At 38.5% G+C, this 13757-nt stretch carries 11 protein-coding genes; all 11 read left to right on the top strand.

From position 1 onward, the window contains the following. The first annotated feature begins 12 nt into the window (after positions 1–12). Positions 13–720 (top strand): lantibiotic protection ABC transporter ATP-binding protein, encoded by a 708-nt coding sequence (locus ACIQXF_RS00530; protein WP_402777607.1) that lies wholly within the window; start codon positions 13–15, stop codon positions 718–720. A gap of 1 nt (position 721) precedes the next feature. Continuing rightward, positions 722–1450, top strand: coding sequence for a lantibiotic immunity ABC transporter MutE/EpiE family permease subunit (locus ACIQXF_RS00525; protein ID WP_402777604.1), 729 nt, complete (start codon positions 722–724; stop codon positions 1448–1450). Positions 1451–1453: 3 nt separating this feature from the next. Beyond that, entirely contained in the window at positions 1454–2209 is a 756-nt protein-coding gene (locus ACIQXF_RS00520) for a lantibiotic immunity ABC transporter MutG family permease subunit (protein WP_402777601.1), read from the top strand. 28 nt (positions 2210–2237) lie between these two features. Continuing rightward, on the top strand, positions 2238–2900 hold the full coding sequence (locus ACIQXF_RS00515) for a response regulator transcription factor (RefSeq protein WP_402777598.1): 663 nt from the start codon (positions 2238–2240) through the stop codon (positions 2898–2900). Further along, positions 2888–4273, top strand: coding sequence for a sensor histidine kinase (locus ACIQXF_RS00510; protein ID WP_402777595.1), 1386 nt, complete (start codon positions 2888–2890; stop codon positions 4271–4273). Before ACIQXF_RS00515 ends, ACIQXF_RS00510 begins: the two co-directional genes overlap by 13 nt. A gap of 131 nt (positions 4274–4404) precedes the next feature. Then, a complete protein-coding gene (locus ACIQXF_RS00505) occupies positions 4405–4782 on the top strand; it encodes a 2-oxoglutarate ferredoxin oxidoreductase subunit beta (protein ID WP_402777592.1) in 378 nt (125 codons plus the stop codon). 1188 nt (positions 4783–5970) lie between these two features. After that, the gene (miaB, locus tag ACIQXF_RS00500) at positions 5971–7515 is read left to right on the top strand and encodes a tRNA (N6-isopentenyl adenosine(37)-C2)-methylthiotransferase MiaB (protein WP_402777589.1); all 1545 of its coding nucleotides are present in this window, start codon (positions 5971–5973) and stop codon (positions 7513–7515) included. Beyond that, a complete protein-coding gene (locus ACIQXF_RS00495; protein WP_402777586.1) occupies positions 7516–7953 on the top strand; it encodes a YlbF/YmcA family competence regulator in 438 nt (145 codons plus the stop codon). Positions 7954–8365: 412 nt separating this feature from the next. Beyond that, on the top strand, positions 8366–8980 hold the full coding sequence (gene cotE, locus ACIQXF_RS00490; RefSeq protein WP_402777583.1) for an outer spore coat protein CotE: 615 nt from the start codon (positions 8366–8368) through the stop codon (positions 8978–8980). Between the two features lie 116 nt (positions 8981–9096). Next, positions 9097–11664, top strand: coding sequence for a DNA mismatch repair protein MutS (gene mutS, locus ACIQXF_RS00485; protein ID WP_402777580.1), 2568 nt, complete (start codon positions 9097–9099; stop codon positions 11662–11664). Between the two features lie 14 nt (positions 11665–11678). Then, positions 11679–13547, top strand: a complete 1869-nt coding sequence (mutL, locus tag ACIQXF_RS00480) for a DNA mismatch repair endonuclease MutL (protein WP_402777578.1) — start codon at positions 11679–11681, stop codon at positions 13545–13547. Positions 13548–13757 lie beyond the last annotated feature (210 nt).

Here is a 13757-nt window from a genome sequence, read left to right as displayed (position 1 = left end):
TGATGACTTCAAATGAATGATATTATTTTACAAACAGAAAATCTTAGTAAAAGCTTTAAAGGACAAAAAATTGTAGAGGATCTGACATTGACGATACCCCGTAATACTGTTTATGGCTTGCTTGGTCCTAACGGTGCAGGGAAATCAACAACGTTAAAAATGATTACGGGTATGCTGCGTCCGAATGCAGGAAAGATACTTTTTAATGGACATGTATGGAATCGTAATGATTTAAAAGACATTGGTGTATTAATTGAAACACCACCACTTTATGAAAATTTAACGGCAAGAGAAAATCTCAAGGTTCGAACGATTACCCTCGGTTTGCCACAGTCACGTATTGATGAAGTATTAAGAATTGTTGACTTGACCGATACAGGGAAAAAACGAGCTGGACAGTTTTCGTTAGGAATGAAACAACGTCTAGGAATAGCTATTGCGCTATTAAACTATCCAAAGCTTTTAATTCTTGATGAACCAACGAATGGTCTCGATCCAATCGGCATTCAAGAACTTCGAAAGCTGATTCGATCTTTTCCGGAGCAAGGTATTACAGTGATATTATCTAGCCATATACTTTCCGAGGTAGAGCAGGTCGTTGATGAAATTGGTATCATTGCAGGAGGTAAATTAGGTTATCAGGGAGTTGCTCCTCAAGGTCAGGAACTAGAATCGTTATTTATGCAGGTAGTGTCTGCCAATAGAAAGGCAGGCAAGTAACATGATTTCAATTATGAAGGGTGAAAGATTAAAATGGAAAAAGACTTTTATTCCTAAATTAGTTTGGCTAGCACCCATTGTGGCGATCTTACTACCCGCCGTATTAATGGGAGGAAGCTTTTTTCAAAGTGGCGCTTATAATTGGTGGTATACAATGCTCTTACCAGGCGCACTGACGATATGTTGTGCATTGGTGATAGAAAAAGATGCTAAATTGAAATATCATAGTATTCTCGCCATGCCGGTAGACCTAAAGAAGATTTGGTTTGGTAAAATACTTTCATGTAGTGCCTGGTTGTTATTAACAACACTTATTTTCTTTGCTGGTATTACTGTTGGTGGAATACTATTTGGTAATAGCTATTCTTTCATTAATAGTCTTATAGGTAGTTTGTTAATTTTCGTCACGTTTTTATGGCAAATTCCACTTTGTTTATTCCTTGCGGCAAAATTAGGAACTTATATGGCGATTTTTATAAATATAGTTGGCAATTTTGCTGGTATGGTTGCATTTGCAAATGGAGAGTTCTGGTATAGTGTTCCTTATGCCATTACAGCAAGACTAATATGTCCGACATTAAAGATTTTACCAAATGGTCTGCCAGTGCCTGAGGGCAGCCCGTTATTAAGCATGTCGGTAATAGTTCCAGGTATATTAGTCACTTTAGCGTGGTTTGCAATAATCAGCTACCTTACTGCACGTTGGTTTCAGAAAAGGGAGGCGAAATAGTGCATGGTAATGTTAAGATTACTGAGAGCAGAGTTTCTTAAAGTAAAAAGAACGCCATTTTTACTAATTCATCTCCTTGTACCGAGTATTATTTCTGGGCTGTTTTTAGCATACTATTCTTATTCACCATGGAATTTTGATTGGAAAATATCCGGTTATTTTCAGGCTCTTTCATGTGGGTTTCCAATTATTATTGGATTAGTTTGTGCAATGGCAGCGGAGCAAGAAGCAAATGCAGGACATTTTCAGGAGATGCTAACAGCTTCTAAAACAAAAATAATTGCCTTTTTAAGCAAGCTACTACTCTTATTATTGTTTAGTTTTGGGGCAATATTATTGTCCATGGGTATTTTTAGTGTTGGTTTTATTGAACTTTTGCATGAAGATACTTTTGGTTATCAATTTTATTTCATTGCTGGATGTATTCTGTTTGTTAGCTTTGCATTTTTATATATTTTACATTTTTTTATTAGTCTTCATTTTGGTAAAGGTGCCTCAATTGGGCTGGGTATTGTGGGATCATTAATGGTAGCCTTACTCCTTACTGGACTAGGTAATGGTATTTGGTCATTTATACCTTATGGTTGGGGTGGTCACTTTGTTTCGTTATGGGAAATGAAGGCGTCAGGGCTTGATCTATCGACGGTGGAAATAGGACTACAGGAAGGTATTATTGCTTCAGTTTGCGGGACATTACTCGCATTAGTCCTATCTTGTTTATGGTTCTGGAAATGGGAAGGAAGAAAATCAGAAAGTTAGGGTATGCTGAAATGATGAGGGTAGATGTATGGCAAAAATATTAGCAGTAGATGATGAAAAAGATATTTTAGTATTGATAAAAAATGCATTACTAAAAGAAAAACATTTAGTAACGGCAGTCTCTGATGCAACAGAAGTAAGTAAAATGAATCTTGGTGCCTTCGATTTAATTTTGCTGGATGTGATGATGCCCGAAATAGACGGATTTACTTTATGTGGACAAATACGTCATGCTGTAGATTGTCCTATCCTTTTTTTAACGGCTAAATCGTTGGAGGAGGATCTAATGTATGGTCTAGGTCTCGGTGCAGATGATTATATTATTAAGCCGTTTGGAATTGGTGAGCTCCGTGCAAGAGTGAATGCGCATTTGAGACGCGAAAAAAGAGAGCGACGTAGTATTCTTTATGTAGATAACGTTCACTTCAATTTATCTGGCAAAGAGCTGTTTGTTAATGAGGAGAAGGTAATGCTGACAAAAAGCGAATATGAAATATGCGAATTTCTAGCTAGAAATCGAGGACAGGTGTTTTCTAAAGAAAAGATTTATGAAACGATTTTTGGATTTGATGGGAAGAGTGACAGTACCGCTATAACTGAGCATATTAAAAATATTCGTTCAAAGCTACATGCCTTTAATATGGACGCCATAGATACTATTTGGGGGATCGGTTATAAATGGAGACAATAAAGCCCATTAAAGGAACGCGCCTACATACTTTTTTTCTGCGATATCTCCTTTTCCTAAGTTTAGGCACCATTCTGTTAGTAGTACTGCTGATCGGTTTAACAATGTTTGCCCTTTCTACCAACATCGTATTACCAGCAAATTATGCAGAAACTCAAATTTCATTATCAAGGGATCGTATTGCGTCTAGTAGTTCGGTTACAGCTGATATTATTCCAGCCCTTGTTGATTACGCAGTCTTTTCTAAAGAAGGTAAATTCCTTACAGGGAATCTTTCAGAGAAGGACGCTTTTAAAGCTTGGGATGCAATGAAAAAAGAGCAAACTAGAGGTATCACCCAATTTTACTCATTTATAGAGCGAGAAAATGAGATTTGTATATTACGGTATGATATATTGCCAAAGTATCGTTCGGCTATTATGAGGAAGTATTTACCTAATCCACAACTATTAGAGATTCTATTATTTATTATAGGGGTTATAACTCTAGTAACTGTCCTTGCGATCCAATTTGGAAGAAAGCTTAAGAAAAAAATGTTTGGTTTGCAGGAAGCAATCGAAAAAATACAAAATCAAAATTTGGATTTTACGATAAACCCTTCAGGAATTCGTGAAGTAGATGAAATATCCTTTTCTCTTGAGCAGATGAAAGAGGCCTTAAACAGCTCTTTAACACAACAATGGGAATCAGAACAGGCACGTAGAGAACAAATTTCTGCTCTTGCTCATGATCTGAAAACACCCCTTACAATTATTCGCGGGAATGCAGAGCTTTTACAGGACACTACTCAAGACGATATACAAAGAGAATATAATGACTATATTTTGAAGAATACGATTGAACTAGAAAAATTCACGAAAGAGCTAATCGACTTAGCGAAAATGGAAAAAAGTATCGTGCGTGAAAAAACGGACGTTACAACGGATACATTTATTACCGAGGTAGACAATCAAATGAGGGCTCTTTCGTTAGAAAAACAGCTTCAAGTGAATGTACAAAAGGAAATGCTTCCTGCTTGTATTTTTATCGATAAAGAGCAGTTCTATCGAGCAATTTTAAATGTCATTGCCAATGCCGTAGAGCACACACCTGAAAATGGCGAAGTGACATTATCTGTTCAAGGTGCTGTTGATTTTATTCAATTTACCGTTACCGATAGTGGCTGTGGATTTTCTCCGAAGGATTTAAATGAGGCTACTAAACAGTTTTATCGTGGAGATCCGAGCAGAAATGCAGGAAGCCACCATGGTATGGGACTTTATATTGCTCAATCAATTGTTCAGAGTCATGGTGGAACACTGCTAATTGACAATGATATATCAGCTGGTGGAGGAAAAGTGACCATCACAATCCCGCTAAATACTCGTAAAGAATAGTTTTTTAAGAATGATGTTGGCATATGGCTGATATCATTCTTTTGTTTTTTGTCAGAAGGAAAATTAGGGAATATGTTCGGGCAATATTATTTTTGTAAAAAATGCTACAATAAAAGAAAAAAGAAGAGGCGATGCACGTGAGTAACGTCATTGATTTTATTGCAAAGAAAAGAGAACGTGAAGAAAGGCAACGTGCGCAAGATTTAGAGAGGTACGTTGCAACACAATGTAATTTTCATCAACCAGAAAATATTGATGCGCTTGTTGATGGAAAAATGATTGAAGTGAAAGATCATACGTTGTTTTTAGGCTTTCTCTCAATATTAAAAGATGAAAAAATTGATCCACTTGATATTTTTCAGGATGTCTTTACATTAGAACCTTCTCGCTTTGAGATGTCTTACAATATGAGATGGTGGTCAGTTGTACAGCTTGCATTTACATTTTTAACAATTTTAAAGGAAAACGAGCCGCATACATATGCAGATTTTCTTGGTTTATCTGAATAATCTAGTGTGTGTGCACGTCTAGGAAAGATACTCAAACGTGCGCATACATAACTGGATTCCTTCCTAATCCTCACTTAAACAAATAATCATCTTTACATTACCCCTCTTAACTCCATAATTGTTCACACATTTTCATAATGGTAAGAACCGGCGAAGCGACCGAAAGAATCATCAAAGCTATGGAAAGAAAGGTCGAAGTGACGGAAAGAATTCAAAGCGGCGGATAGAACCGGCGAAGCGACGGAAAGAATCGTCAAAGCGATGGAAAGAAAGGTCGAAGTGACGGAAAGAATTCAAAGCGACGGAAAGGATGGTCGAAGCGACAGATAGAATCGTCAAAGCGAAGGAAAGAAAGGGCGAAGGGACGGAAAGAATTCAAAGCGACGGATAGAACTGGCGAAGCGAAGGAAAGAATCGTCAAAGCGAAGGATAGAACTGGCGAAGTGACGGAAAGAATTTAAAGCGACGGATAGAACCGGCGAAGCGACCGAAAGAATAGTCAAAGCGACGGATAGAACCGTCAAAGCGAAGGAAAGAAAGGTCGAAGTGACGGAAAGAATTCAAAGCGAAGGATAGAACAGGCGAAGTGACGGAAAGAATTCAAAGCGACGGAAAGAACCGGCGAAGCGACAGAAAGAATCGTCAAAGCGAAGGATAGAACGGTCGAAGGGACGGAAAGAATTCAAAGCGACGGATAGAACTGGCGAAGCGAAGGATAGAACCGTCAAAGCGAAGGAAAGAAAGGTCGAAGTGACGGAAAGAATTCAAAGCGAAGGATAGAACCGGCGAAGCGACCGAAAGAATCGTCAAAGCGAAGGAAAGAAAGGTCGAAGTGACGGATAGAACTGGCGAAGCGAAGGAAAGAATCGTCAAAGCGAAGGATAGAACTGGCGAAGTGACGGAAAGAATTTAAAGCGACGGATAGAACCGGCGAAGCGACAGAAAAAATCGTCAAAGCGACGGATAGAACCAGCAAATTGACAGATAGAATCAACAAAGCGACGTATAGCCCCAACAAATGAAAAGACTCGTTTGCAACCTAACGAAAATATACATCTAGCTAAGTAATTAAGTCTAAACCACGACATTTAGTACGCAAACCTTGTAGGATATAGCAATCATTCAGTATAATAGTAAAATGGGAATTCATTTGTATGGAATTCGTTTGAAAGGAGTTACCTGATTGCGATGAATGAGGAACAACGCTTAGCTAATCAACAAGTCGATCAGCCAAAAAAAGAAGACAAGCCTGAAAAGGATTATAGTAAATATTTTGAAACGGTTTTTACTGCCCCTTCATTAAAAGATGCAAAAAAACGTGGAAAAGAAGAAGTGAAGTACCATAAGGACTTTAAAATTGCACAAGAATTTGCAGGTATGGGTACAGGCCGTACATTTTATATTCGTACTTATGGCTGCCAAATGAATGAGCATGATACGGAAGTAATGGCTGGAATTTTTATGCAGCTTGGCTATACGCCTACAGATGTAATTGATGAAGCTGACGTCGTGTTACTGAATACGTGTGCTATTCGTGAAAATGCAGAAAACAAGGTATTTGGAGAACTTGGTTTCCTGTTGAAATATAAACGTAAAAATCCTGAAATGATAATAGGTGTTTGTGGCTGTATGTCACAGGAAGAAACTGTTGTCAATAAAATTTTAAGAAGCTATCCACATGTTGATATGGTGTTTGGCACTCACAATATCCATCGTTTACCGCACATTTTAAAAGAGGCTTATATGTCTAAAGAAATGGTCGTGGAGGTTTGGTCTAAAGAAGGCGATGTTATTGAAAATCTGCCGAAGAAACGCCTTGGCTCCATTAAAGCGTGGGTTAATATTATGTACGGTTGCGATAAATTCTGTACATATTGCATCGTACCTTATACACGTGGTAAGGAGCGTAGTCGCCGTCCAGAGGAAATCATTGCTGAAGTGCGCGATTTGGCTGCAGCTGGCTATAAAGAGATTATGCTGCTAGGCCAAAATGTCAACGCTTACGGTAAGGATTTTGAGGATCTTAATTATCGTCTAGGTGATTTAATGGACGAATTACGAAAAATTGATATCCCTCGTATTCGTTTTACAACGAGTCATCCACGCGACTTCGATGATCATTTAATCGAAGTACTTACAAAACGTGGGAACTTAGTTGAGCATATTCACTTACCGGTACAGTCTGGTTCAAATGAAGTGCTTAAAATTATGGCACGTAAATATACACGGGAGCATTTCCTTGAGTTAGTGGCAAAAATTAAGGCTGCTATTCCTGAAGTAACATTAACAACTGATATTATCGTAGGCTATCCAAACGAGACAGAGGAGCAATTTGAAGAGACACTGTCTTTATACCGTGAAGTTGGCTTTGAGGCAGCCTTTACGTATATTTATTCTCCTCGTGAAGGTACACCTGCTGCCAAAATGGTGGATAATGTACCTGAAGAGGTGAAAAAAGAACGTCTTCAACGATTAAATGAAGTTGTAGGAGAATATTCTCGCAAAGCTTTAGAGCGCTTAAAAGGTGAAATCGTAGAAGTATTAGTTGAAGGGACAAGTAAAAAGCGCGATGATGTGTTAGCAGGCTATACGCGTAAAAATCGTCTTGTAAACTTTAAAGCACCAAAAGAATTTATTGGTCAGTTAGTGAAGGTTAAAATAGTTGAGGCTACTTCCTACTCACTGAGTGGTGAATTTATAGAAGTTGTAAAAAATGAAAAGGTGGAAGCGTAAATGACACAAGTAATTTATACAAAAGAAGATTTAATTAAGAAGTCACATGAAATTGCGCATATGATTGCCAATACATCAGAAGTTGAATATTTCAAAAAAGTAGAAGCGCAAATTAATGAAAATCAACATGTACGTGAACGTATTGCTAGTCTAAAGAGCTTACAAAAGCAAGCAGTTAACTTCCAGCACTTAGGGAAAGAAAAGGCATTGAAAATGATTGAGGATAAAATTGCTAAAATCGAAGAAGAAATCAATGCAATCCCAGTGGTACAACAATTTAAAGAATCTCAAAGTGATGTAAATGATTTGTTACAATTAGTATCGAATACTATTGCTAACAATGTTACGAATGAGATTATTCGCTCAACAGGTGGCGATGTATTACGTGGTGAAACTGGCTCATACGTAGCAAATACGAAACCAGGTAGCTGCTCATAAAAATAATAATTGAAGGAATAGCTCGAATGATTTCATCCGAGCTATTTCTATTTTTGTTGTTCAATGAAGTTGAAGTTTTATGGCTCTTCGGTAAAACAAATGGTTGATATCCATTCAGATTATCTCGGTCTTTTTTTGGTTATATTGAACAAAAAAGTGGTGGACAGATTGTTACCATTCTGATTTTTGTTATCGTAAGAGGATTATGGTGGTTATTAGAAAAATAATTAGCTTCTTTATCCGGATAGAAATATACTCTATCTGGATCTTTTATTTGGGGTTTTCCATTATCTAATGACTTTCCATGTCACATAAAATATCCATAAATAAGAAAATATAGTATAAAAAAACGAATTATGTAGTTCTCTGAAAATATATGTTCACCCAATAGGCGCTACCTGCATATGATGTTGTGAAAAGAGTCGAAGGAGGAATTGCGCTGAAACGTTTACGACAAATCGTGACGAGAGCAGTAGTTGCCAAAGGGAAGAAGAGAACGGAAGAAAAAGTAACATTAAGTCCATCAAATAAACCGACAAGTATTCTTGGTTGCTGGGTTATCAACCATACTTGCTCCGCAAAAAAGGTCGGCAAATTTGTAGAAGTATCAGGGAAATTTGATGTCAATGTATGGTATGCATATAGTAATCATTCGAAAACAGCAGTGTTTTCTGAAACGGTTCACTATAAAGACAAAGTGAAGCTTTCTTTTAGAGACGGCGAAGTTAGTGTTGGTGATGATGTTCGTGTACGTGTCATTCAAGAGCCAAACTGCATAGAAGCAATAATCTCTCCATGCGGCACGAAATTTGAAATCGTAGTAGAACGCGAAGTTGTAGTAGAGGTAATGGGTGAAACGACAATTTGCATTAGTGTACATCCACTAGATTTCGAAGAAGAATGGAACTATGATGATGAAAGCTCATCCTCCTCATCTAGCTCTAGTTCAAGCTCTTCGTCTAGCTCTAGTGGAGAAGGTAGGTTTGTTTTAGAGTCCTCATCGTTTCCTGATGAAAGGCCAAGATAATATTAATTGGATACATGCGAAACGCTAGCATCTTAAAAAAGATGAATTAGGCGTTTCGCATGTATCTTTTGTTATAATATAAATATCTATATGGCTAGAGCGAGGGAATTTTATATATGACTACTTATACACCAATGATGCAACAATATTTGCAGGTAAAGGAAGATTACAAGGATGCCTTTTTATTTTTTAGATTAGGCGATTTCTATGAGATGTTTTTTGAGGACGCTATCAACGCCTCTCAAATTTTAGAGATTACTTTAACGAGTCGAGATGCAGGCGCTAAAGAGCGTATACCTATGTGCGGTGTGCCCCATCATTCGGCGAAAAATTATATTGAAACACTTGTGCAAAAGGGCTATAAGGTTGCCATTTGTGAGCAAACCGAAGATCCGAAGCAAGCAAAGGGCGTAGTGAGACGTGAAGTCGTACAGCTTATTACACCAGGGACAATTATGGAAGGTAAGACGCTAGATGGTAAATCCAATCATTTTATCGGTGCTGTGGAGCAACTCGATGATACGACATTTGGCTATGCTTACTTAGACTTATCTACAGGGGAAGCAGTAGCCTCCTCTATTGAAGGGGATGGCAAGGCTCTTTTAATGCAAATGCAAGCATATGGTATTCGTGAATTGATTGTCACGGAAAGTTTACAGCTTCTATTAGCCGAGCATGCAGTAAATGCTGGGATTGTACTTTCTGTTGAAACTGATGAAATGACATTGAACAAAGTTGCTATTTATCTTGAAGCAGTTCCAAATGATTTACAAAGTGCTTGCCTTCGTCTGTTATCATATATCGATAAAACACAAATGCGTTCTTTATCACATATTCAAGCATTTACCTATCATGAAATGAAAAATTACTTACGTATTGACTCTAGTTCGAAGCGTAATTTAGAGCTTATTCAATCCATACGTGGTGGTGACCAAAAGGGCACGCTATTATGGCTATTAGATGACACCGTTACAGCAATGGGTGGGCGAAAATTAAAGCAGTGGTTACATCAGCCACTTGCCACACGTTCTGCTATTGACGCGAGACTAGCAATTGTTACAGATTTATTAGAAGAATATTTTGTAAGAACAGAGCTCCAAGCTTCATTAAAACAAGTATATGATTTAGAGCGTTTAGCTGGTCGTGTAGCTTTTGGTAATGTAGGTGGACGTGATTTAGCACAGCTACGTGATTCGTTACGCCAAGTACCAGCGATTGAGCAACAACTGCTTAATGCCAATAAAGAAACATTACAAAAACTAGGAACAACATTAGATAAATGTGCAGATGTAGAGGCATTATTAGCTCGTGCTATTACAGACAATCCACCGATTACGATTAAAGAGGGTGACGTCATTCGTGACGGTTATAATGATCGATTAGATGAGCTACGTTACGCGTCTCGTAATGGAAAGGATTGGATTGCACAGCTAGAGCAAGAGGAGCGGGCAAAAACAGGCATTAAAAACTTAAAAATCGGTTATAATCGAATTTTTGGCTACTATATTGAAATAACAAAATCGAATATCCATTTAGCTGATTTAACACGTTATGAACGCAAACAAACTTTGGCAAATGCAGAGCGATATATAACACAGGAGCTAAAGGAAAAAGAGGCATTAATTTTAAATGCTGAAGAAGAAAGTTTAACGTTAGAGTACAACTTATTTGTAGAAATACGTGATGAATTAAAGGCATTTATTCCACGTGTACAAGCATTAGCGGCAAGCATTAGTGAGTTAGATGTACTACTAAGCTTTGCGAGCGTTTCAGAAAAATACCGTTTTACGAAGCCTGAATTTCATAGCGGTCGTGCACTAGAAATTATTGAAGGGCGCCATCCTGTTGTAGAGAAAATGCTAAATAAGCAAATGTATGTACCCAACGATTGTATACTTGAAGAAAAGAACAATATGATGCTTATTACAGGACCGAATATGTCTGGTAAAAGTACGTATATGCGTCAGGTGGCTCTTATCGTTGTAATGGCACAAATGGGTTGCTATGTGCCTGCTGAAAAGGCTAGATTACCAATTACAGATCAGATTTTCACACGTATAGGTGCAGCAGATGATTTAGCTGCGGGACAATCAACATTTATGGTGGAGATGTTAGAATCACAGCACGCTATTATGCATGCAACGAAAAGTAGTTTGATGCTATTTGATGAAATTGGTCGAGGGACATCTACTTATGATGGCATGAGTCTTGCGCAATCCATGATGGAATATATTCATGACAAAATTGGTGCAAATACGTTGTTCTCAACGCATTATCATGAATTAACGGCACTTGAAAATGAGCTTCCTCGCCTACAGAATGTACACGTATCTGCTACTGAAAAAAATGGTGCGGTTGTCTTTTTACATAAGGTAAAAAAGGGAGCTGCCGATAAATCTTACGGAATTCATGTAGCACAGCTTGCACAGTTGCCAGAGGAAATTTTATCAAGAGCACGAGTCTTGCTTGAAAATTTCGAGGCTGGAAAGGAAGTAGCCGTATCGCCGGAGGTTGCTGAAAAGCCCGTACAAATGTCACTATTTACAGAGGAAGAACCAATTTCTCCAGCAGAGGTGGAGGTGCTTAAAAACTTAGAAAAAGTAAATATTCTTGGCACTTCACCAATGCAAGCGATGAATATTTTATACGAATTACAGCAGCAGTTATTAAACGCAAAAAAGTAAAGGAGTGATGCGCTATGGGAAAAATACAAATTATGGACGAGTGGCTGTCCAATAAAATCGCTGCCGGGGAAGTAGTTGAAAGGCCTGCCTCTGTAGTCAAAGAGCTTGTTGAAAATGCCATTGATGCAGGAAGTACGTCCATTGATGTTTTTTTACTAGAAGCGGGCCTCACTTCAATTCAAGTAATTGATAATGGTAGTGGTATGGATGAGGAGGATGCATTAATATCATTCTCTCGCCATGCGACAAGTAAAATCCATCAGGAGCATGATTTATTTCGAATTCGTACACTTGGCTTCCGTGGTGAGGCATTGGCTTCTATTGCATCGGTGTCTAAAATGACACTCATTACATCAAATGGTGAATCAGGTACTTATTTAGAGCTTGAGGGGGGACATGTCGCTTCGCATAAACCTGGCCCTTTGCGCAAGGGAACAGATATTACAGTGGCACAGTTATTTTTCAATACACCCGCTCGATTAAAATATATGAAAACAATTCAAACTGAGCTTGGGCATACAATAGACCTGATGAACCGTCTTGCACTTGGGAATCCAGATATTGCGTTTAGATTGCTACATAATGGTCAGCAGTTGTTACAAACAAATGGGCGAGGTGACGTGCAGCAAGTATTAGCTGCTATTTACGGTGTGCATAATGCCAAGAAAATGGTGCCATTCAATGGGGAATCACAAGATTATAAGATTTCCGGCTTCGTATCACTACCAGAGGTGACACGTGCTTCGAAAAATTATATGTCCTTATTTGTAAATGGTCGCTGGGTGAAGCATTACCTAGTGCAAAAAGCGATTGTCGATGCTTACCATACGTATTTGCCAATTGAGCGTTTTCCAATTGTAGCACTCTTTATTGAGGGAGATCCTTATTTAACAGATGTTAATGTTCATCCTGCCAAACATCAAATACGTTTAAGCAAGGAACCAGAGCTTCTGAAGCTAATTGAGGAAACAATCCGAGAGAAAATACGCAATGTTATTCGCGTACCACAAATGGAAAAGAAGGAAAAAATCGAGAAGCCTGCGTCGGAGCAGTTAAATATATGGAAGCCAGCACCAAAGCTTAATGTAGAGAAAATGAATGCCATCGTTGAAAAGCTTTATGATGTGCAAACTGTTCAGGAATCAAACACCCTAGATGTGAAAGTGCCAGAACCCGTTCCTACTATCATTGAAGATAGCTGGCAGCCAACACCAATGATAGAAGTAGAAATGAAGTTAGAAGAGCCAGTAGAGTCTATAGAGCCCATAGAAATTCTAAAGGATGAATCTATTCGAGAACCATTTCCAGCTCTTGAAGTAGTAGGGCAAATTCATGGTACGTACATTGTTGCCCAAATGGAGGATGGTTTTTATTTAATCGATCAGCACGCGGCCCAGGAGCGAATTAAATATGAATTTTTCCGTGAAAAGGTTGGCCAGGTAAATCCAAATGAGCGTCAGGCTTTATTGCTTCCATTGACCTTCCATTATGCAGCTGATGAGGCACTAATATTAAGAGAAAATAGCCAGGAATTAGAAGCTGTTGGCGTGTTTTTGGAGGAGTTTGGACAGTCATCATTTGTCGTGAGGGAGCATCCTAGCTGGTTTCCTAAAGGTGAAGAGCAGGAAATTATTGAGGACTTAATTGAGCAGGTGCTGACAACGAAAAAGGCTGATGTCAAAAAATTACGTGAGGCGGCAGCTATTATGATGAGCTGTAAAAAGTCGATAAAAGCCAATCATTATTTAACGAAAGAACAAATGGAAACGTTATTGCAGGATTTGCGCAATGCAGATAATCCATTTACATGCCCACATGGACGTCCTGTGCTTATTCATTTTACAACTTATGAAGTGGAAAAAATGTTCAAACGGGTCATGTAACCTAGCTATCTTAACTTCATTCAGCGGGTGTCCAAATACCTGTACCTGCTGAAATAGAGGAACTCAGGCTAAGAACTTCACATCCTGTGAAAACGCCTGAGTGACCAACATCACGTTGGCCTAAAGCCTCCGGCGGATGTCACGGAATCGGGAAGGAGTTCACATAGGATGTTAGCCTAAAATCATCGCATCCATGCGATAACGGCTAAC

Origin of the sequence: Lysinibacillus sp. NPDC097231, assembly GCF_044761885.1 — a bacterium.
Taxonomy (GTDB): Bacteria; Bacillota; Bacilli; order Bacillales_A; family Planococcaceae; genus Lysinibacillus.
Note: the sequence above shows the minus strand (reverse complement) of the source record. Positions and strands in the feature narration are given on the sequence as shown.

What these genes read in the sequence shown, in the direction of transcription:
- ACIQXF_RS00530 (WP_402777607.1), top strand. Translation starts at nt 13, where the DNA reads ATGAATGATATTATTTTACAAACAGAAAATCTTAGTAAAAGCTTTAAA.
- ACIQXF_RS00525 (WP_402777604.1), top strand. Translation starts at nt 722, where the DNA reads ATGATTTCAATTATGAAGGGTGAAAGATTAAAATGGAAAAAGACTTTT.
- ACIQXF_RS00520 (WP_402777601.1), top strand. Translation starts at nt 1,454, where the DNA reads ATGGTAATGTTAAGATTACTGAGAGCAGAGTTTCTTAAAGTAAAAAGA.
- ACIQXF_RS00515 (WP_402777598.1), top strand. Translation starts at nt 2,238, where the DNA reads ATGGCAAAAATATTAGCAGTAGATGATGAAAAAGATATTTTAGTATTG.
- ACIQXF_RS00510 (WP_402777595.1), top strand. Translation starts at nt 2,888, where the DNA reads ATGGAGACAATAAAGCCCATTAAAGGAACGCGCCTACATACTTTTTTT.
- ACIQXF_RS00505 (WP_402777592.1), top strand. Translation starts at nt 4,405, where the DNA reads ATGCACGTGAGTAACGTCATTGATTTTATTGCAAAGAAAAGAGAACGT.
- miaB (WP_402777589.1), top strand. Translation starts at nt 5,971, where the DNA reads ATGAATGAGGAACAACGCTTAGCTAATCAACAAGTCGATCAGCCAAAA.
- ACIQXF_RS00495 (WP_402777586.1), top strand. Translation starts at nt 7,516, where the DNA reads ATGACACAAGTAATTTATACAAAAGAAGATTTAATTAAGAAGTCACAT.
- mutS (WP_402777580.1), top strand. Translation starts at nt 9,097, where the DNA reads ATGACTACTTATACACCAATGATGCAACAATATTTGCAGGTAAAGGAA.
- mutL (WP_402777578.1), top strand. Translation starts at nt 11,679, where the DNA reads ATGGGAAAAATACAAATTATGGACGAGTGGCTGTCCAATAAAATCGCT.